18 protein-coding genes and 1 pseudogene are annotated in these 20229 nt (G+C 70.3%); 11 read left to right on the top strand and 8 right to left on the bottom strand.

The genetic code is table 11. From position 1 onward, the window contains the following. Nucleotides 1–197 precede the first annotated feature (197 nt). From nth to ACTWQI_RS05635, 3 genes are read left to right on the top strand one after another with little or no spacing between them, the layout of a single operon-like run. Nucleotides 198–1148, top strand: coding sequence for an endonuclease III (gene nth / locus ACTWQI_RS05645; RefSeq protein WP_443268045.1), 951 nt, complete (start codon nt 198–200; stop codon nt 1146–1148). Beyond that, the gene (locus tag ACTWQI_RS05640) at nt 1145–1837 is read left to right on the top strand and encodes an NUDIX hydrolase (protein WP_443268043.1); all 693 of its coding nucleotides are present in this window, start codon (nt 1145–1147) and stop codon (nt 1835–1837) included. The genes nth and ACTWQI_RS05640 overlap by 4 nt, the downstream gene beginning before the upstream one ends. Nucleotides 1838–1849: 12 nt before the next feature. Next, nucleotides 1850–3049: a MarP family serine protease gene (locus ACTWQI_RS05635; protein ID WP_443268041.1), complete on the top strand. Its 1200-nt coding sequence runs from the start codon at nt 1850–1852 to the stop codon at nt 3047–3049. 140 nt (nt 3050–3189) lie between these two features. Here ACTWQI_RS05635 and ACTWQI_RS05630 read toward each other — a convergent pair whose 3' ends face one another. From ACTWQI_RS05630 to ACTWQI_RS05600, 7 genes are all read right to left on the bottom strand, one after another. Beyond that, nucleotides 3190–3411, bottom strand: a complete 222-nt coding sequence (locus tag ACTWQI_RS05630) for a hypothetical protein (protein ID WP_443268039.1) — start codon at nt 3409–3411, stop codon at nt 3190–3192. A gap of 108 nt (nt 3412–3519) precedes the next feature. Continuing rightward, nucleotides 3520–4446, bottom strand: a complete 927-nt coding sequence (locus ACTWQI_RS05625; RefSeq protein ID WP_443268038.1) for an alpha/beta fold hydrolase — start codon at nt 4444–4446, stop codon at nt 3520–3522. Then, the gene (locus ACTWQI_RS05620) at nt 4443–4898 is read right to left on the bottom strand and encodes a phage holin family protein (RefSeq protein WP_443268036.1); all 456 of its coding nucleotides are present in this window, start codon (nt 4896–4898) and stop codon (nt 4443–4445) included. The genes ACTWQI_RS05625 and ACTWQI_RS05620 overlap by 4 nt, the downstream gene beginning before the upstream one ends. A 129-nt stretch (nt 4899–5027) precedes the next feature. After that, entirely contained in the window at nt 5028–6419 is a 1392-nt protein-coding gene (gene nhaA / locus ACTWQI_RS05615) for a Na+/H+ antiporter NhaA (RefSeq protein ID WP_443268034.1), read from the bottom strand. Between the two features lie 211 nt (nt 6420–6630). After that, the gene (gene acs / locus ACTWQI_RS05610) at nt 6631–8592 is read right to left on the bottom strand and encodes an acetate--CoA ligase (RefSeq protein ID WP_443268033.1); all 1962 of its coding nucleotides are present in this window, start codon (nt 8590–8592) and stop codon (nt 6631–6633) included. 182 nt (nt 8593–8774) lie between these two features. Continuing rightward, nucleotides 8775–11141 carry a SulP family inorganic anion transporter gene (locus tag ACTWQI_RS05605; RefSeq protein WP_443268032.1) on the bottom strand — a complete coding sequence of 789 codons (2367 nt, stop codon included), beginning with the start codon at nt 11139–11141 and terminating at the stop codon, nt 8775–8777. Between the two features lie 397 nt (nt 11142–11538). Then, nucleotides 11539–12528 (bottom strand): ATP-binding protein, encoded by a 990-nt coding sequence (locus ACTWQI_RS05600; RefSeq protein ID WP_443268030.1) that lies wholly within the window; start codon nt 12526–12528, stop codon nt 11539–11541. Between the two features lie 102 nt (nt 12529–12630). Here ACTWQI_RS05600 and ACTWQI_RS05595 point away from each other — a divergent pair, with 102 nt between their 5' ends. After that, nucleotides 12631–13485 (top strand): oxidoreductase, encoded by an 855-nt coding sequence (locus ACTWQI_RS05595; RefSeq protein WP_443268029.1) that lies wholly within the window; start codon nt 12631–12633, stop codon nt 13483–13485. Nucleotides 13486–13881: 396 nt separating this feature from the next. On the opposite strand, the gene ACTWQI_RS05590 is transcribed toward ACTWQI_RS05595, so the two are convergent. Further along, nucleotides 13882–14718, bottom strand: a complete 837-nt coding sequence (locus ACTWQI_RS05590; protein WP_443268027.1) for an HAD family hydrolase — start codon at nt 14716–14718, stop codon at nt 13882–13884. 442 nt (nt 14719–15160) lie between these two features. Between ACTWQI_RS05590 and ssd the strand changes: the two genes are divergently transcribed. The 7 genes and pseudogenes from ssd to ACTWQI_RS05555 form a co-directional block, all read left to right on the top strand. Then, the gene (gene ssd, locus ACTWQI_RS05585; protein WP_443268025.1) at nt 15161–16294 is read left to right on the top strand and encodes a septum site-determining protein Ssd; all 1134 of its coding nucleotides are present in this window, start codon (nt 15161–15163) and stop codon (nt 16292–16294) included. After that, on the top strand, nt 16291–17481 hold the full coding sequence (locus tag ACTWQI_RS05580; RefSeq protein WP_443268023.1) for a TadA family conjugal transfer-associated ATPase: 1191 nt from the start codon (nt 16291–16293) through the stop codon (nt 17479–17481). Before ssd ends, ACTWQI_RS05580 begins: the two co-directional genes overlap by 4 nt. Then, the gene (locus ACTWQI_RS05575) at nt 17478–18398 is read left to right on the top strand and encodes a type II secretion system F family protein (RefSeq protein WP_443268021.1); all 921 of its coding nucleotides are present in this window, start codon (nt 17478–17480) and stop codon (nt 18396–18398) included. Before ACTWQI_RS05580 ends, ACTWQI_RS05575 begins: the two co-directional genes overlap by 4 nt. Continuing rightward, nucleotides 18395–19201, top strand: coding sequence for a type II secretion system F family protein (locus ACTWQI_RS05570; protein ID WP_443268019.1), 807 nt, complete (start codon nt 18395–18397; stop codon nt 19199–19201). Before ACTWQI_RS05575 ends, ACTWQI_RS05570 begins: the two co-directional genes overlap by 4 nt. Nucleotides 19202–19283: 82 nt before the next feature. After that, nucleotides 19284–19484, top strand: coding sequence for a DUF4244 domain-containing protein (locus ACTWQI_RS05565; protein ID WP_443268017.1), 201 nt, complete (start codon nt 19284–19286; stop codon nt 19482–19484). Further along, nucleotides 19471–19836 (top strand): TadE family type IV pilus minor pilin, encoded by a 366-nt coding sequence (locus ACTWQI_RS05560; protein ID WP_443268015.1) that lies wholly within the window; start codon nt 19471–19473, stop codon nt 19834–19836. Before ACTWQI_RS05565 ends, ACTWQI_RS05560 begins: the two co-directional genes overlap by 14 nt. Then, nucleotides 19833–20204: pseudogene (locus ACTWQI_RS05555) on the top strand (Rv3654c family TadE-like protein); the annotation flags it as partial. The gene ACTWQI_RS05560 and the pseudogene ACTWQI_RS05555, both read left to right, overlap by 4 nt. Between the last annotated feature and the right edge of the window lie 25 nt (nt 20205–20229).

Below are 20229 nucleotides of genomic sequence, written 5' to 3'. Positions count from 1 at the left end.
GACCTTCGTCCCCATAATGCCGGACGGGTAAAACTGTGTGATCAAACACAAGTGTGGCGCATCCCCGGCCCGAGCCATACGGCAGGGGGCCGATTGGAGTGCGTTTCCTGGTGGCCGGGGCGGATGACGGTACCGGGTCGTACTCTGGCCGGGTGTCCAATACGCCGGTGAGAGCACAGGGTAAGGGGGCCGGGCGGGTGGCTGCGTCCCGAAATTCTGCTGTGGGCGAACACGCGCCTGACGAAGCGACAAAAGCCGCAAAAGGTGCGAAATCAGAGCCGAAGAAGCGGGCCGGGGAGAGCAAGGCGGGGAGCAAGGCCGCCCCGACCGCGCGGGCCGGGGCGGCGAAGGGATCGACGGCGCAGCAGGCGAAGCCGTGGAAGACCGAAACCCGGCTCGCCCTCGTCCGCCGTGCGCGCCGGATCAACCGCGAGCTCGCCGATCTCTACCCCTACGCCCATCCCGAGCTGGACTTCGAGAATCCCTTCCAGCTCCTCGTGGCGACGGTTCTCTCGGCCCAGACGACCGATCTGCGGGTCAACCAGACCACTCCCGATCTCTTCATGGTCTATCCGACGCCGGAAGCCATGGCGGCGGCCCATCCGGAGGAGCTGGAGCAGATCATCCGTCCCACGGGCTTCTTCCGGGCGAAGGCGAAGTCGCTGATCGGCCTGTCGGCCGCGCTGTGCGAGCGCTTCGGGGGCGAGGTTCCGGGCCGGCTGGAGGACCTGGTCACCCTGCCCGGTGTCGGCCGCAAGACGGCGAACGTGGTGCTGGGAAACGCCTTCGGGGTACCCGGCCTCACCGTGGACACCCACTTCGGCCGGCTGGTCCGCCGCTGGAAGTGGACGGAGCAGGACGACCCGGACAAGGTTGAGGCGGAGATCGCCGGCCTCTTCCCCAAGAGCGAGTGGACGATGCTCTCGCACCGGATCATCTTCCACGGCCGACGGGTCTGCCACTCCCGCAAGCCCGCCTGCGGTGCCTGCCCCATCGCGCCGCTCTGCCCCGCTTACGGCGAGGGCGAAACCGACCCGGAGAAGGCGAAGAAGCTGCTGAAGTACGAACTGGGCGGCGCTCCCGGCCAGCGGTTGAAGCCCCCGCCGGACTATCCGGGGAAGCCGGCCCCGCCTCTGGGGGCCGCATGACCAGCGCTCGCGGGACGTTCGGGGGCGCGGTCACCGTGACCACGCAGGGGTTGCCGGGGTGGCTGGAGCCGGTGGCCCGGGCGGTGGAGACCGTACAGCCGGGGCAGCTGAGCCGCTTTCTGCCCCCCGCGTCCGGCGGCCGTCAGTCCGCCGTGCTCATCCTTTTCGGCGAGGGTCGCGAAGGGCCGGAGCTGTTGCTCATCGAGCGGGCCGGGTCCCTGCGTTCACACGCGGGGCAGCCCTCCTTCCCGGGTGGTGCACTCGATCCGGAGGACGGTGATCCGCAGACGGTCGGGCCGTTGCGCGCCGCGCTGCGCGAGGCGCAGGAGGAGACCGGCCTCGATCCGTCCGGTGTGCAGATCTTCGGCGTGCTGCCCCGGCTCTACATCCCGGTGAGCGGCTTCGTCGTGACACCCGTGCTCGGCTGGTGGCGAACCCCGAGCCCGGTGTCGCCCGTTGATCGGGCCGAGACGGCCCGGGTCTTCACCGTCCCCGTGGCGGATCTCACGGATCCCGCCAACCGCGCGACCGCCGTCCACCCCAGCGGCCATCGAGGCCCGGCATTCCTCGTCCAGAACGCTCTGGTCTGGGGGTTCACGGCCGGGGTGATCGACCGGATTGTCCATTATGCGGGCTGGGAGCGGCCGTGGGACCGCACCAAGGATGTCCCACTCGACTGGCGTGCATGAGACGGTGTCCCGGTGAATGCGCTGGACATCCTGTTGTTGGTCGCGGCCGTTTGGTTCGCAATCGTCGGATATCGCCAAGGTTTTGTCGTCGGCATCCTGTCGGTGATCGGGTTCCTCGGCGGCGGACTCGTCGCGGTGTATCTGCTCCCCGTGATCTGGAATGAGGTCACGAACGAGGCGACCCCGGGCACGGGAGCCGCTGTGGCCGCTGTGGTGGTCGTGATCGTCTGTGCTTCCGTGGGGCAGGCCTTCACCACGCACTTGGGCAACAAGCTGCGCCGCTACATCACCTGGTCCCCCGTGCGTGTGCTGGACGCCACCGGGGGCGCCCTGGTCAACGTCGTCGCGATGCTGCTGGTGGCCTGGCTCATCGGCTCGGCGCTGGCCGGGACGTCACTGCCGACGCTGGGCAAGGAAGTCCGTAACTCCAAGGTGCTGCTCGGCGTCTCCCGGGTGGTCCCGGAAGCCGCGGACACCTGGTTCGCCGACTTCAGCTCCGTCCTTGCGCAGAACGGCTTCCCGCAGGTCTTCAGCCCGTTCTCGAACGAGCCGATCACGTCCGTCCCGGCCCCCGATCCGGCGCTTGCGAACGGTCCGGTGGCCACGCGGGCCCAGCGCAGCATCGTGAAGGTTGTCGGCACCGCTCCCGGCTGCAGCAAGGTCCTGGAGGGCACCGGCTTCGTGTTCGCCCCGCACCGCGTGATGACGAACGCGCATGTCGTCGGCGGCGTCGACGAGCCGACCGTGCAGATCGGCGGCGAGGGCAGGCTCTACGACGCGAAGGTGGTCCTCTACGACTGGCAGCGCGACATCGCCGTTCTCGACGTCCCCGCGCTGCGGGCACCGGCGCTGCGGTTCACCGAGTCGGACGCGCGCCGGGGGGACGGCGCCATCGTCGCCGGGTTCCCGGAGAACGGCGCCTTCGACGTACGGGCGGCGCGCCTGCGCGGCCGTATCCAGGCCAGCGGACCGGACATCTATCACCGCGGCACGGTTCAGCGCGATGTCTACTCGCTCTTCGCCACAGTCCGGCAGGGCAATTCCGGCGGACCGCTGCTCACCCCGGACGGCCGGGTGTACGGCGTGGTCTTCGCCAAGTCACTCGACGACGCGAACACCGGGTACGCGCTGACGGTGGATGAGGTGCGCGACGACATCATCCAGGGGCGTACGGCCAGCCGGGTGGTGGACAGTCAGGGCTGCGCGCTCTGATCGCCCGGGCGGAGCCTCGACGCGGCGTGGACCGCGAGGCTGCCGTGCGGACGGCGCCCAGCCGATCGATGACCGCCCCGGGGCGCGATGACGCCTTGCCACACGGGTGACCTCAGCAGCGTGACCCCAACAGCGTGGGCTCAGCTGCGTGGATGGCGCAGCCGCGCCGACACCCAGCGGGCCCGCCTGCGAAGAATGCGCGGGATCCCCAGCTGCAGATCTTCGATCCGACCGGGATGCCCCCCGGCAACCACCCCCTGAGGGGTGCTGCGCGCGGTCGAGGCGCGGCGGTTGCGAACTGCGCTCTCCCGGGGAGAAGCCCCCGGACTCCCGGCATCACGGGAGTCGTGCGTCCAACCCATACCGGGAAGCGTGCCCCTGCCCCAAGGTCGGTAACCGCCTCTGGGAGGGCCATTTGGTCTATGCGCCAGGCAATTGGCCGATCATCGCCAGAGCTGTGCGGAGACGGGTCAGCGGTCCGGTTCCGGGTCCTTGAGCCAGTTGACCAGTTCGGTGGAGAAGGCTACCGGGTCCTCTTCGTGGGGGAAGTGCCCGAGCCCGTCGAACAGCCGCCAACGGTACGGCGCCTCGACGTACTCCCCCGACCCCGCCGCGCTGCGCGTCCGCATCACCGGGTCGAGTGACCCGTGCAGATGCAGCGTCGGCACGCGCACCGGACGCTTCATGCGCCGGTTGAACTGGATGCCGTCCGGCCGCGCGATCGACCGCACCATCCACCGGTACGGCTCGATCGAGCAGTGCGCCGTCGACGGGATGCTCATCGCCCGTCGGTAGACCTCAATGGACTCGTCCTCGGGAAGTCCGGGCCCGGACCACTCCCGGATCAGCCGGCCCACCAGCGCCGCGTTGTCCGCCACCAGCCGTCGCTCGGGGATCCACGGCCGTTGGAAGCCCCAGATGTGGCCGCCGGCCGCGCTCTGTTTGACGTCGGAGATCATGGCCGAGCGCCAGCGCCGGGGGTGCGGCATCGACGCGACGGCCAGCCGCCGCACCAGCTTGGGTCGCATCACCGCCGCCGTCCAGGCGAGATAGCCGCCCAGATCGTGGCCGACGAGCGCGGCGTCCGACTCGCCCAGCGAGCGGATCACCCCGGTCACGTCGAGGGCGAGGTTGGCAGGGTCGTAGCCACGCGGCGTACGGTCACTGCCGCCCACCCCGCGCAGGTCCATCGCGACCGCGCGGAACCCGGCGTCGGCGAGCGCGGTCAGCTGATGCCGCCAGGACCACCAGAACTGCGGGAACCCGTGCAGGAGCAGCACGAGCGGGCCGTCGCCGGCCTCGGCGATATGGAAGCGCGCGCCGTTGGCGGCGACGTCCCGGTGCGTCCAGGGCCCGTCGAGCCGGACGAGCGAGGCGGAAGTGTCGGGGACCGTCATAGTGATGAGCGTGTCACAGTCGCGTCGGACGGGCGCGCCGCATCCGCCGGACGCGGATGCGGCTTGACGCTCTGGAGTACGGTCGCGGTCTGCTTGGCCGAGGCGATGCTCCGCTGCGGCGGCTTCACTTTCTTGAACTTGGCGACGGCGAACAGTCCGAGCACCGCGGCGATCACCAGATAGCCGACGCCTACGATCAGGAAGGACCAGGCCAGGCCGAGGCCGAGGTTGTGGATGCCGTAGGCGGCGGCGAAGCTCAGCACCGGCAGGGCGAACAGCGCCAGCACTCCGGCCGTCGCGATCGCGCCGCCGCCGATGCCCGCCCGCTTGACGTCCTGCCGGATCTCGGCCTTGGCCAGGGCGATCTCGTCGTGCACCAGGGCGGACATCTCAGCCGTCGCCGCGGCCACCAGTTGACCGAGGCTGCGGTCGCCGTCCTCGACTGCGCTCATCGCTGTATCCCTCTTCTCTTCTGACTGCTGTCGTCAGTCCTGGGTCGGCGGACCGCGATTCCGCCGGCGTACCGGCGTCACGCATCGGACTGCCCGTCAGGACTGCTTACCAGCCGATTGCCCACCAGATCATGCCGGACTGTCGTCCTTTGTGCCTCCAGCCGCGGCCACTTCGGCCAGCCGACGGTGCTCGGCCGCCTTCGCTTCGAGGATCGCGGCCATGCGCAGGTGGTACTCCGGGTCGTCCAACTCGTAGACGTCCGGGATGCCGTCCCCGTCCTCATCCCGCTCCTCGTCCTCGCACAGCTTCCGGTACCTGACCTCGCGTCCCCGGAGCAGCACCGCGGCGGAGACCGCGGCCATCAGGGAGCCGATCAGCACGGCTGCCTTGACCTCGGCGGCGAGGACGGGGTCGTCGGGGAAGGCGAGCTCGCCGATGAGCAGCGAGACGGTGAAACCGATTCCGGAGAGCATCGCGACGGCGAAGACATCCGCCCAGGCCAAGTCCTCGTTGAGCGCGGCCTTGGTGAAGCGTGCGGCCAGCCAGGAGCCGCCGAAGACGCCCACCGTCTTGCCGATGAGGAGACCGAGGACGACGCCGAGCGGCTCGGGAGTCGTGAAGACATCGCCGAGGGACTTCCCGGAGACCGAGACTCCGGCGGCGAAGAGGGCGAACAACGGGACGGCCAGCCCGGCGGAGAGGGGCCGTACGCGGTGCTCGATGTGCTCGGCGGGGGAGTGCTCCTCGCCGTCCCGGACGGTGCAGCGGAGCATCAGCCCCATGGCGACGCCGGCGACGGTGGCGTGTACGCCGCTCGCGTGCATCAGTCCCCAGATGACGACGGCGAGTGGGAGGTAGACGTACCAGCCGCGGACGCCCCGGTGATGCAGGACCCAGAAGACGGCGAGGCCCGCTACGGAGAGGGCGAGGGCCGGCAGCGAGATGTCGGTGGTGAAGAACACCGCGATGATCAAGATCGCGAAGAGGTCGTCGACGACGGCGAGGGTGAGCAGGAAGGCACGCAGAGCCGAGGGCAGGGAGGTGCCGATGACGGCGAGGACGGCGAGTGCGAAGGCGATGTCGGTGGCCGTCGGCACCGCCCAGCCTCCCACGTCGCCCCCGCTCCCCGCGGTGATGCCGAGGTACACGAGCGCCGGCGTCGCCATCCCGCAGATCGCCGCGACGACCGGGAGGACCGCTGCCTTGGGGTCACGCAGTTCGCCTGCGACCAGTTCCCGCTTGAGTTCGATGCCGGCGACGAAGAAGAAGATCGTCAGCAGGCCGTCCTTGGCCCATTCGGCCACCGTGAGGTTCAGATGCAGCGACTCGGGACCGAAGGAGAAGTCCCTCAGGTCGGTGTAGGCGTCGCTGAGCGGGGTGTTCGCCAGGATGAGGGCGGCGATCGCCGCGAGGAGCAGGAGGACGCCGCCGACGGTCTCGGCACGCAACGCATCCGCCACGAACGTCCGCTCCGGGAGCGACAGGCGTGCGAGAAACCTACGGCGAATGGGCGCGGCCACGGGTACGACCTCCGGTCGGCGTTCGGCAGAAAGAAGCCCCGGCCTGGGAACGGCTGGAGCACATTGCCGACCAGACTTCCCGGCGCACCCTGAATTCTTTTCGCGATGGTGACGTGTTCGGTCGCCAGTTTAGCCGGAACGGGTGGGGCGCCCCGATGTCCCGGGGCGCCCCACCCGCACGTACGCGTTCGAAGTGGCTGTGGCTTCCTGGTCAGTCCTCGCTGGCGGCGCTGGGGAGCTTGCTCTGGATGAGGTCCATGACGGAGGAGTCGGTGAGCGTGGTCACATCGCCGAGGGCGCGGTTCTCGGCCACGTCGCGCAGCAGCCGGCGCATGATCTTGCCGGAGCGCGTCTTGGGCAGCTCGGCCACCGCCATGATCCGCTTGGGCTTGGCGATCGGCCCGAGAGCCTTGGCGACGTGCGACCGCAACTCCTCGACCAGGCCCTCGTCCTCGGACGCGCTGCCGCGCAGGATGACGAAGGCACAGATGGCCTGGGTCGTCTGCGGATCGGTGGCACCGACGACTGCGGCCTCGGCGACCTTGGGGTGTGAGACGAGCGCCGATTCGACCTCGGTGGTCGAGATGTTGTGACCGGAGACCAGCATCACGTCGTCGACCCGGCCGAGCAGCCAGATGTCGCCGTCCTCGTCCTTCTTGGCGCCGTCCCCGGCGAAGTAGCGACCGTCGAAGCGCGACCAGTACGTGTCGATGTAGCGCTGGTCGTCGCCCCAGATGGTCCGGAGCATCGACGGCCACGGCTCGGTGAGGACCAGGTAGCCGCCGGAGCCGTTGGGCACCTCACGGGCGTCGTCGTCGACGACGGTGCCGGAGATGCCGGGGAGCGGAACCTGGGCGGATCCGGGCTTGGCCACGGTCACGCCCGGCAGCGGGCTGATCATGATCGCTCCGGTCTCGGTCTGCCACCATGTGTCGACGACCGGCGTCCGGTCGGCGCCGATGTTCTTGCGGTACCAGATCCAGGCCTCCGGGTTGATCGGCTCGCCGACCGACCCCAGGATGCGCAGTGAGGACAGGTCGAACTTCGCCGGGATGTCGTCACCCCACTTCATGCACGCGCGAATCGCGGTCGGGGCGGTGTAGAAGATCGTGACCCCGTACTTCTGCACGATCTCCCACCAGCGCCCCTGGTGCGGGGTGTCCGGCGTGCCCTCGTAGAGCACCTCCGTCGCACCGTTGGCGAGGGGGCCGTACACGATGTACGAGTGGCCGGTCACCCAGCCGACGTCGGCCGTGCACCAGTAGACGTCCGACTCGGGCTTGAGGTCGAACACCGCGTGGTGGGTGTACGACACCTGGGTGAGGTAGCCGCCGGTGGTGTGCAGGATGCCCTTCGGCTTACCGGTGGTGCCGGAGGTGTAGAGGATGAAGAGCGGGTGCTCGGCGTCGAAGGCCTCCGGGGTGTGCCGGTCGGACTGGCCGTCGACCAGTTCGTGCCACCACACGTCGCGGCCCGAAGTCCAGGCGGTCTCCTGGCCCGTACGGCGGACGACGAGGACGCTGCGGACGTTCTCCGTGCCGGGCCGGGTCAGTGCCTCGTCGACCGCGGGCTTGAGAGCGGAGGGCTTGCCGCGCCGGTAACCGCCGTCGGCCGTGATGACGATGCGGGCGTCGGCGTCCTGGATGCGCGTGGCGAGGGCGTCCGCGGAGAAGCCGCCGAAGACCACGGAGTGGGGGGCGCCGATACGGGCGCAGGCCAGCATCGCGACGACGGCCTCCGGGATCATCGGCAGGTAGATGGCGACCCGGTCACCGGCCTGAACACCCAGTTCGATCAGAGCGTTGGCGGCCTTGGAGACTTCGCTCCGCAGCTCGGCATAGGTCACGGAGCGGGTGTCGCCGGGCTCGCCCTCGAAGTGCAGGGCGACCCGGTCGCCGAGACCGTTCTCGACATGCCGGTCCACGCAGTTGTACGCGACGTTGAGCTTGCCGTCGGTGAACCACTTCGCGAACGGCGGATTGCTCCAGTCCAGTGTCTCGGTCGGTTCGGTGGCCCAGGTCAGCCGGCGTGCCTGCGCGGACCAGAAGCCCAGCCGATCAGCCTTGGCCTGTTCGTACGCCTCCGCGGTGACGTTGGCGTCGGCGGCCAGGTCGGCGGGCGGTGCGAACCGCCGCTCCTCCTTGAGCAGGTTGGCCAGGCTCTCGTTGCTCACGACATCTCCCTTTCGCAGGGTGGCCCTTTTTGTGTCCCACGCCATAGCTCATCAGCCAGGTGGCCACGGTGACAAGGGTCTTCCGATGAATGGTTTAGACCTGTGCCTCGAGCTGGACTGGACGGATGGTGTCACGTGTCCCGGTGGGAGCCGGTTCACCGGCCCCCACCGGATCCCGGACATCACACCAGACTCGTCGAGCCCGCTGTGGGAGCGACCGGGGCGAAGACCTGCGAGTCGTCGTCGAGCAGATAGGCCTGTGCCTCCCCGACATGGAAGTACATGCCGTGCAGCTGCAGCGTGCCCTCGGCCACCCGGCGCGCCACGGGCTCATGGGCGGCGAGATGCCCAAGCTGCTGGACCACATTCGCCAGGCACAGCTGCTCGATCGCGTCCGCCGGTGGCCGGTCCGCGAGCCGGGGTCCGCGTCCGCCCGCGTCCGCCATGCGCTCGAGGCTGGGCAGGCCGTGCCGCAGCCAGCGGTTCAGCGACGTCTGCGGCCGGCCCGACGTCGAACTCAGCAGGGCCATGGCAGCGCAGCCGGAGTGGCCGCACACCGTGATGCTCCTGACGTGCAGGACGTCCACCGCGTACTCGATCGCGGCGGCCACCGAGTCGTCGGGCGCCTCGGCGCCCGGCAGCGGGACCAGGTTGCCCATGTTCCGCACGGTGAACAGATCGCCCGGCCCGCTGGACGTGATCATGCTGGTCACCAGCCTGGAGTCCACACATGTCAGGAACAGTTGGGACGGACGCTGGCCCTCCCGTGCGAGACGGGCCAGCTCGTCCCGCACGAGGGGAGCGGTGTTCCGCTGAAAGGCACTCAGGCCGCTGGCCAGTTGGTCGTTCCCGCCCGCTTTCACTTCCCTGGTGGACTGCGGACGGGTGCAAGTGTGGTTGCGCCACGGTGTCCACGGCCTGCAGCTGTGCACGGCCGCTGACGCGGGCTCGGCGATCCGCTGCCCGTCCCGTCCGGCGATGGTGACCGCGCCGCCGAGTACGGTGTGCGCGTCCTGCCACTGCTGAAGCGTCTCGTACGCCGCGTGGTCCATGAAGGAGCCGTGCAGCTCCACCACGACCGTGGCGTCGTCCGGTACCTCGCACAGCGTTCGGCTCAGTCGTGGCACCGCGAGGAACGTCAACTGGCCACGCACCCGGATCCGGTGAGTGCCGTCCGGGTCCTCGTCGATCGTGATGCGGGTGTGCGCCAGCCGGTGCAGCGCGACCGCGACGGCTACGGCGACGCCGACTGCCACGCCCTCCAGCACACCCAGGAGCACGACGGCCGACAACGTGGCCGCGTACACCAGGGCTTCGCGGTGCCGCTGAACGGTGCGAATGTGGGTCAGGCTGACCATCTGAACGCCCACCACCATCACCAGCGCCGCGAGTACGGCCAGCGGGATCAGCTCCAGAACGCCGACGAGCAGTCCGGCGGCGAGCAGCACCCACACGCCGTGCAGCACCGTCGAACCACGGCTGACGGCACCGGCTGTGACGTTCGCCGAGCTGCGCACCGCCACACCGGTGACCGGCAGGCCGCCCAGTGCTCCGGATACGACGTTGGCCGCTCCCTGGCCCCGCAGCTCCCGGTCGAGATCCGCACTCGGAACGCGGCTTTCTCGTTCTCCCGGCCGGGTCGTGGCCAGCTTGTCGACGGCGACGGCTGAGAGCAGGGACTCCACACTGGCCACGAGGGTGATCGTCAGCACGGCTGCGCTCAGCCCCAGGACCGGCCCGTGAGGCAGCTCGGGGAGCGCGTGGCTGCGCCAGGACGGCAGATCCACCTGCGGCAGCCGCAGTCCGGCCAGCACCGTCGCCGCCGTGGCGACGGCGACCGCGATCAGCGCTGCCGGCGCCTTGCGGAGCCGTCGGCCCCAGCGCCCGGGCAGCCGCGGCCACGCGAGGAGGGTCACCCCGGTCAGGACGCTGACCGACAGCGCGGCGGGGTGAGGGTTCGCCAACTGGCCGGGCAGCGCCAGGACGTTGGCGACCGCCGAGCTCTGCGGACTGCCGCCGAGCACGACGTGAAGCTGCGCCAGGGCGATGGTGACGCCGATGCCGGCCAGCATTCCGTGCACGATCGCAGGGCTGACGGCCAACGCCGACCGGGCCACTCGCGCACATCCGAGGGCGAGTTGGGCGAGTCCGGCGACCACGGTGAGAGCACAGGTGGTCCGCCAGCCGTAGACCTGGATCATGTCCGCTGTGATCACGGTGAGACCGGCTGCCGGTCCGCTGACCTGAAGGGGAGCGCCGCCCAGAAGCCCTGCGACGATGCCGCCGGCAGCTGCGGCGACGAGCCCCGCCTGGAGGGGGGCGCCGGTGGCCATAGCGATGCCGAGCGAGAGCGGGAGGGCGATCAGGAAGACGGTGACCGACGCGGAGAGGTCGGCCGGATGGATACGGAACGGTCGGCCAGGACGGCCCGGCGAACTCGGGTCCTGCGACGTCGGACGGGTTCGTGGCGTCCGAGGGCTCCGTTTCGTGCGGTCGGAGCGGTAGCTGCGAGAGGGGCGGTCGATGCGCGTGGGCGTACAGGCGGACATGGTTCCCGTCTCCTCCGGGGCGGCGCGGTCGCGGTAAGGCGCGGCCGTGGGTCACGGCGTACAGCGGCGGGATCGTGGATCGTCCTGGCGTTCGACAGGGTGATGATCGACCCAGGCATCCTCAACTCTCGGTAAACGAATAGTAATGCAGAGTAAAGGAGATCAGAAGTCATTCGGGTCGAAAAGGGTATTGATTACGTCGAACAGGTGAATGGGGATGGTGATCGTATTGTCATATAAATACGCCGTCTTGGTTATGCAGGTTGGGCGCGTCGGCGCCACGCCCACATGAGGCGGGGAGCTGGTCCTGACGTTCGGAGCCCGCGGCCCCGGCGGGGGACTCACCGGGGCCGCGGAGGGTGAGGTCGCCGGCGTGAAGCCGGGGCGATGGTCCGGGTCAGACGGGAAGGGGCGCGGCTGTCCGCTCCCCCAGAACGAAGGCCGGGTCGACCTGGCTCGCCAGATCGGCGCCCGTTCGCGCGTTCCCCCAGCTCTCCGCGTTCTTCAGATGGAAGTGGACCATCTGCCGGGTATAGCGCTCCCAGTCGCGCCGCTCGTACGAGGAGTCGGCCGCCTCGTGCAGGGTGCTGAGAGCGTGGCGATTGGCGGGCTCGAGGTCGTCGAATCGCGGCGGGCGCCCCTTCTCCATCGACCGCACCCAGTCGGAGTGGCCGACCGTCACGAGCAAGTCGTCGCCCACCTCGCGGCGGAGGAAGTCCAGATCGTCCGGCCCCTGGATCTTGTTGCCCACGACATGCAGCGCGATGCCGAAGTCGCGGGCGTACTCCTTGTACTGGCGGTAGACGGCGATGCCCTTACGGGTCGGCTCGGCCACGAGGAAGGTCGTGTCGAAGCGAGTGAACATGCCTGAAGCGAAGGAGTCGGAGCCGGCCGTCATGTCGACCACGACATATTCGTCACGGCCGTCGATGAGGTGGTTGAGGCAGAGTTCCACCGCGGCGACCTTGGAGTGGTAGCAGGCGACTCCAAGATCACCTTCGGCGAAGAGCCCGGTCACCATCAGCCGCACGCCGGTGCCGTCCTCGAGTGCGACGGACCGCGCGCACGCGGCGTACACCGGGTTGTCCTCGCGAATCCGCAGAAGGCGCGATCCCTCGCCCGGCGGAGTCGTCTTGATCATGGTGTCGGCCGAGGCGATCCGTGGATTGGTGCCCCGGAGATAGTCCTTGATCAGTGGCAGATGGGCGCCCATGGGGGGAAGTTCCGCGGCTGCTGCCTCGTCCAGACCCAGGGCTGCGCCCAGATGCTGGTTGATGTCGGCGTCCACGGCGATCAAGGGGATGCGGGCGGCGGCCAGATGGCGAATGAACAGCGAGGACAGCGTGGTCTTGCCGCTGCCACCCTTGCCTACGAAAGCGATCTTCATGTTCACCAAGAGTAGGCGCGTGTCTGCACGGAGTGACTACCGAGGATGAGGAAGACCACTCCTTCGAGGGGGTGCGAGCGCCGACTGCGTAGGGTCGTCACCATGACTGCGTCTTCCCGGGGAACGAACCCCGGTCCCTCGGAGAATGCCGACCCGCTAGCCGCGCTGGGCGACCTCCCCGGTGTGCCCGGCACCGTGGATTCCGTGCGCAAGGCTGTGGACCGGGTCTACGGCCACCGGGTGATGCGCCGCCGCAGCAACGAGATCACATCGGAGGCCGCGCTGCGTGGCGCCCGTGCGTCGGCGGCGCTGGCCGGAGCCGACTGGGCGCTGGAGGAGGTGCGACGGCGCAGCGACTTCGGGGGTGAGGGCGAGCCGAGGACCGTCGGAGCGGCCCTACGACTGACCGCTGAGGCGGGGCAGCTGCTCGGCGTCTGGCGGCAGTCGCCACTGCGTGCCCTCGCCCGGCTGCATCTTGTGGCTGCCGGAGGTGCGGCGCCGGACGAGACCGTGGGCCGGCCACGGGTGGCGGGCGAGAAGGTGTCGGAACCTCTCGTCGAGCTGCCGCTGCCGGATGCCGAGGAGGTGACGGGGCGGCTGGACGGGCTGGCCCGCCTGCTGCTCCGCGAGAGCCGGGCTCCGGCGCTGGTGACAGCGGCGGTGGTGCACGGCGAACTGCTGGCCCTGCGGCCCTTCGGCTCGTGCAACGGGCTAGTGGCACGGGCTGCCGAACGGATCGTGCTGGTCGGCAGCGGACTCGATCCGAAGTCCATCTGCCCCGCGGAGGTGGGACACGCGGAGTTGGGTCGCGAGGCATATCTGAAGGCCCTTGACGGCTATGCGTCCGCCACGCCTGAGGGTGTGGCGGCCTGGATCGCGCACTGCGGGCACGCGGTGGAGCTGGGAGTCAGGGAGAGCACGGCGGTGTGCGAGGCGCTGCAGCGCGGTGCGGCCTGAAGTCTCGGAAGGGGACGGAAGCCTGATGTCTCGGAGCGGGACGGAAGAAGTCCGGCAGGGCCTCTGGTGAGACCCCCTGAGGCCCCTGGCAAGACCCCGAAAGGATTGCGGCGGTACCGAAGGCGGTACCGCCGCTGGCATGTCCACCCGGTTACCATGCGTGCTCGATAATGTGCCGATCAGGTCGGGGACTTTGCCCGTTACCTGGTGCGGCTGGCCCGTATTCGACGGGTCGGCGTCGCGTGGGTGCCAGATTTCCATGCGTCGGTCCGTGGGGCCTTGGTGCGTTTTCGGGAAGATCCTCCCGGATATCCCTGGTCTCGCGGGCCGTTGACTCCTTTCTACCGCGGCAATCGGTGAAGCGGAAGCCTTCGTTTCAGTTCTTTACTTTTGGCTTCAATTTCGGGCATAAGTGGCGCGGCGTCGGCTCGCGTACCAGACGAGGCCGGCGGTGGCCGCCGCCGCTCCCACGGCGGCAACGGCGGCGAGCAGCGGTCGGGGAGGCATGGACAGTGAGGGCACGCGTTGCTTCAGCCGGACCGGTCGGCTGAACGAGAGCACCGGCCAGCCGCGGGCGGTCGCCACGCGGCGCAGGCCTCGGTCCGGATTGACGACACAGGGGTGGCCGACCGCCTCGAGCATGGGGATGTCGGTGATCGAGTCGCTGTACGCATAGCAGCGCGCCAGGTCGTAGCCTTCGCTTTCGGCCAATTCTGCGATGGCCTCAGCCTTCGTCGGCCCGTAGCAGTAATAGGCGATCTCGCCTGTGAAGCGGCCCTCGTCGACGACCATACGGGTGGCCACCACGCGATCCGCTCCGAGCAGTTCGCCGATCGGTTCCACGACCTCGGCGCCCGAGGTGCTGACGATCACCACATCGCGTCCTGCGGTGTGGTGCTCCTCGATGAGGGAGGCCGCCTCGTCGTAGATGATGGGGTCGATCAGGTCGTGGAGGGTCTCCGCCACGATCTCTCGCACCTGCTGCACATTCCACCCGCGGCACAGGGCCGAGAGGTACTGACGCATCCGCTCCGTCTGATCGTGGTCGGCCCCGCCGACGAGGTAGACGAACTGGGCGTACGCGGTGCGCAGGACGGCCCTGCGGTTGATCAGACCGCCTTGGTAGAACGACCTGCTGAAGGTCAGCGTGCTCGACTTCGCAATGACCGTCTTGTCGAGGTCGAAGAAGGCGGCTGTGCGCGGCAACGAGTGGTTTTCCACGAGGGTGAGCATAGGGCCCACCATTCGGCGTAAGCTGGGGCGCGTGGGTTTGCCTGAGAAGGCTCTCGGGTACACCATGGAAGTCACGGATCGTTCGCGACCGTGCTAACCCGGTCCGACTCCTCCCCCCCCGAGTCGGCCGTGGGGACGACCCCCGCTCTCCCCCCCGGCGGGGGTCGTCGCATGTCCGGACACGTTTTCGTCACTCCGCCATGATCTTTCCTCCGATTCGCGCCGTGCGTGCTCGGTGCTGCCGATACACGTAACGCGGTGACGGAGCGTAATCATTCCACTCCGTGTCAGGGGTCACCGGTATAGGTGAGCGGGATATTCACAACTCGCGAGTTGTCCACAGTTTTTTACCAAGATCCGCACGATTTCCCGGATCGCTGCACGGTGATTCCCCGCGATGTCCGCGGACATGAGAGTTGCCGAGCGAGAGGGGGAGCGGACCGTGACCGGATCCATCACATCCGAACGGCTGGCCGCCGAAGGGCAGCAGGGCCGACCGCTGATCGTCACCGAGGACGAAGGACTGCTCGACGATCTCCTGCGGCTGTGCGCCGCGGCCGGCGCCGAGCCCGAGGTCACCCATGGGATGCCCGCGACCAGAGCCGGCTGGGAATCCGCACCGCTGGTCCTGGTCGGAGACGACGCGGCGCACCGGCTGCGTGGCGCGGCCCGCAGAGCGGGGGTGCTGCTCGTCGGGCGGGACCTGGACGACCACGACATCTGGCGGCAGGCCGTGGCCATCGGCGCGGACCAGGTCCTCTTCCTGCCGGACGCCGAGTCCTGGCTGGTGGACCGGATCGCCGACGCGGCGGAGGGGGTGGGCCGGCAGGCGCTCACCCTCGGGGTGGTCGGCGGTCGCGGCGGGGCGGGAGCGAGCACCTTGGCCTGCGCGCTGGCGGTGACCGCGGCGCGTGCCGGCCGGCGCACGATACTGATCGACGGGGATCCGCTGGGCGGTGGACTCGATGTGCTGCTCGGCGGAGAGGGCACGGGCGGGTTGCGATGGCCCGCCTTCGCCCAGTCGCGTGGCCGGGTCGGCAGCGGAGCCCTGGAGGAGGCGCTGCCGGAGCTGCACTCGCTGCGGGTGCTGAGCTGGGACCGCGGCGACGCCGTCGTCATTCCCCCGGAGGCCATGCGCTCGGTGCTGGCCGCCGCGCGCCGACGCGGCGGAGTGGTGGTTGTCGATCTGCCGCGGCGGGTCGACGATGCCGTCGCCGAGGCCCTCGCACAGCTCGACCTGGGGCTGCTCGTGGTGCCGTCGGAGCTGCGGGCGATTGCCGCCGCGCACCGGGTGACGGCGGCAGTGGGCATGCTGCTGAAGGATCTTCGCGCGGTGGTCCGCGGGCCATGTGCTCCGGGGCTGGACGCCGAGGAGATCGCCCGGCTGCTGGACCTGCCGCTGGCCGGCGAGCTGCCTCCGGAGGACGGACTCGTAGGTGCGCTCGGGAGTGGAGCGCCGCCCGGGAGTGGCGTCCGGGGTCCGCTCGCCAGGTTCTGCTCGGAGTTCTGGGCCCAGGCGCTGGCGGATGGAGGCGGTATCCCTCCTGCGGATGGCCAGGGGGGTGTCGCCGTATGAGCGGCGCGACGACTCGGGCGGGTGGGATTCTGCCGACTCCGCTTCTGGACGCGGTGCGGCTCCGGCTCGCCGAGGCCGTTGCCGAGCCGACACCGGCTCGGGTAGCTGCCGCGCTGCGGGAGGAAGGGCGGCTGCTCGGTGACGCGGAAGTGCTCGGGGTGGTGGAGACCCTGCGGTCCGAGCTGGTCGGCAGCGGCCCGCTGGAGCCGCTCCTGGCCACCGAGGACGTCACCGATGTACTGGTCACCGCGCCGGACCAGGTATGGGTGGACCGGGGCCGGGGCTTGGAGCGCACGGACGTGCGCTTTCCCGACGCGGCGGCAGTGCGCAGGCTCGCACAGCGACTCGCCGCGGTGGCTGGACGGCGGCTGGACGACGCCCGGCCCTGGGTCGACGCGCGGCTCCCGGACGGTACGCGGCTGCATGCGGTCCTGCCGCCGGTGGCCGTCGGGTCGACCTGCCTGTCGCTTCGGGTGGTGCGGCGGAGGGCGTTCGGGCTGGAGGAGCTGGTCGCCGCCGGGACGGTGCCGCCAGGTGGGGAGCGGCTCCTGAGAGCCATGCTGGACGCCAGGCTCTCCTTCCTGATCAGTGGGGGAACCGGATCGGGGAAGACCACGCTGCTCAGCACGCTGCTCGGGCTGGTGGGTCCGGATGAGCGCCTGGTCCTGGCGGAGGACTCGGCGGAGTTGCGGCCCGATCACCCGCATGTGGTGCGGCTGGAGGCCCGTCCTGCCAACCAGGAGGGCACGGGCCGGGTCACACTGCGGGACCTGGTCCGGCAGGCACTGCGCATGAGACCGGACCGGCTGGTGGTCGGCGAGGTCCGCGGGGCGGAGGTCACCGACCTCCTTGCCGCGCTGAACACCGGCCATGAGGGCGGGTGTGGGACGGTGCACGCCAATGCGGCTGCCGACGTACCCGCGCGGCTCGAGGCCCTCGGTTCGACCGCAGGACTTGACCGGGCGGCCCTGCACAGTCAGTTGGCCGCGGCCCTGTCCGTTGTCGTGCACCTCGTACGGGACCGGGCCGGACGGCGAAGGATCGCCGAGGTGCATGTGCTGGAGCGGGACGGAGCCGGATGGGTGCGGACCGCGCCGGCCGCTCTATGGGGTTCGGACGGCTTCCGGCGCGAGCGAGGCTGGGAACGGCTCGAGGGCATGTGCGCACGGGGAGGGGGTGCGCTGTGACCGGCGGACCGGCCGGCAGTGATGCGGCACCGGTGTACGCGGCCGTGTTGTGCGCGGGCCTTGCCGTCTGGCTGCTGGTGGACCGGAATCCGGAACTGCGCAGGGCCCGGCTGATGTTCGCGGGCGGGGGCGCGCCGACGCCAGAGGGTGCTGAGTCCCCTTGCTTCCTCCCGGAGTTGAGCGCGTGGTGCCGTCGGCAGTGGCGAGCGCGACTGGCCGAGCGACTGGGACTCGAGCTGTGGTGCCTGCCGGTCGGAGGGGGCCTCGCGCTGCTCGGGGAGTCCGTGCTGCCACTGCTCGCAGCCTTGGCGGCGGTGCCGGTGGTACGGCGGTGGCTGCGCCGGAGGGAACAAGGGCGAGTGCGTGACCGCACTGCCGCCCAGGTCATCGACCTGTGCACCGCGGTGGCTGGCGAGCTGCGGGCGGGGCGGCAACCGTACGAGGCGCTGCGGATCGCCGTACCGGGGGCGCTCGGTGAGGCGCAGGCCGTTCTCAGGGCGGCGGCGCGGTTCGGTGGTGACGTACCGGGAGCGCTGCGGCTGGCGGCGCGGCAGCCGGGTGCCGAAGGGCTGCTGGGTGTCGCGGCCTGCTGGCAGGTTGCCGCAGACGGCGGGGCGGGACTCGCGACCGGGCTCGAGCGGGTGGCGGCCGCCCTACGTGCCGAGCGGGACCAAGAGGAGGAAGTGCGCGCTCAGCTTGCGGGCACGAGATCCACGGCAGCGATGCTGGCTCTGCTCCCGGTTCTCGGGCTCCTGATGGGCAGTGGGCTCGGTGCCGAGCCGCTGCGGGTACTGCTGCACACCCCGGCCGGCTGGGCCTGCTTGCTGGTCGGAGGGCTCCTGGAGTGCGCGGGCATCGCCTGGACGGCACGGATCGTGCGGTCCGTGACCGGCGAGCGGGGAGCGGGTGCCGTATGACCGGCGAGTTGTTCCCCGGACTGGGCGTCCTGACGTCGGTGGTGGCTGTGCTGGCCCTGATCGCGGTGGCCCGTAGTGTCCGGCGGAAGCGTGTGGTGCGTCGGCGTCTTGCTGCGGTGATCGCGGCGCAGAGCGCTCGACGGGGTCTGCTGAGCGCGCTGCGGGACCGGCTGAGTGCATGGAACGGACTGCGCAGTGCCGCAGTGCGCGACTGGTGGCCACCCGCGGCTGTGGGGTTGACCGGCTTCGTCTTGATCGGCGGCATGACGGGATGCGTTGCGGGGCTGGCCGCGGCATATGGCATGGCGAGGTGGTGGCGTGGGCGCCGGGGCAGCAGCGAGCATGCGGATGACGTAGCGGCCGTGGAGCGTCAACTGCCGCTCGCCGCTGATCTCTTGGCTGCCTGTCTGGCGGCCGGCGCCGGACCCTGTGAAGCGGCCGCGGCGGTGGGGAGATCACTCGGCGGCCCGGTCGGCGAACGGTTGGCGCACGCCGCCGCCGAGCTGCGGCTCGGAGCGGAACCGGCGGACGCCTGGGGCAGGTTGGGCACCCTCCCCGCCGGCACCCGGTTGGCGCGCTGTCTGGAGCGGGCCCAGGCGGCGGGAGCGCCAGTGGTGGAACAGGTGACCAGCCTGGCGTTGGTCTGCCGTGCTGACCGGGCCCGGGAGGCGACGGCTGGAGCACGGCGGGCCGCGGTGCTGGCGACCGCTCCTCTGGGGCTGTGTTTCCTTCCCGCCTTCCTGGCGGTCGGCGTCGCGCCCGTCGTCATCGGGCTGGCGAGCGGCCTCGTGAACCGCGGCTGACGCAATGGCCGAGGACGGCACCGAAGCCGGGCGAGGAAGAACGAGCAAGAACGAGGAAGAACGACAACGACAGGGGGATGTGATGTTCACGAAGGTCTTTTCGTGGTGGGGGGCCGTTCGGCGGGGTGCGCGACGAGAGGTCGGAATGACCACGGCCGAGTACGCGGTGGGCACGGTCGCGGCATGCGGCTTCGCGGCCGTCCTCTACAAGGTGGTGACGAGCGGGACGGTCTCCGGTGCGCTCGAGTCGTTGATCGCCAGGGCTCTCGATGTCCAGTTCTGAGCACAGCGGCGACCGCGGGTACGTGACGGCTGAGGCGGCGGTGGCACTCCCCGCGCTGGCGCTCTTCGCGGTGGTGCTCATCTGGGGTCTGATGGCGGCCGCCGCCCAGATCCAGTGTGTGGACGCGGCGCGGGCGGGGGCGCGGGCGGCGGCCCGTTCCGAGCCGCCCGCGGCTGCGCTGGCCGCCGCCCACTCGGCCGCGCCGCCCGGGGCGCGGGTTGCGATCGACCGGGAGGGGGGCCTGGTACGGGTGCGGGTCGACGCCCCCACACCGGGTCCGGAGCACCTGTCGGTCCGGCTGCGAGCCGAGGCCGCGGCCCTTTCCGAGGACACGGTGGTGCAGCCCCGATGACGAAGTGGATGAAGAAGCCGGTGAACCCGACGATGAACCCGCCCGGCGTGATGAGGCGGTGGCGGCACCGTATGCCTGCACCCGCACGCCGGAGGTCCGGGAGACCGACGGTCGCTGACCGCGGATCGGCCACGGTGTGGACCGCGGTGCTCATCGCGACGCTGTGCGCAGTGTTCACCGCCGTGCTCGGGATGGGCCAGGCCGTCGTGGTCCGGCACAGGGCCGGCGGGGCGTCGGACTTGGCTGCGCTCGCCGCCGCGGACCACGCCTTGCAGGGGCAGCAGCCTGCTTGCGTCCTGGCACGCCGGGTGGCTGCGGCCCAGGGCGCACAGGTGACGCGCTGTGCGCTGACCGGTGAGATCGCCGACCTCACCGCCGAGGTGCGGTCCGGGC

The organism is Streptomyces sp. KR80 (assembly GCF_052245555.1).
Lineage (GTDB): Bacteria > Actinomycetota > Actinomycetes > Streptomycetales > Streptomycetaceae > Streptomyces.
This window is presented reverse-complemented; position numbering and strand designations above follow the sequence as displayed.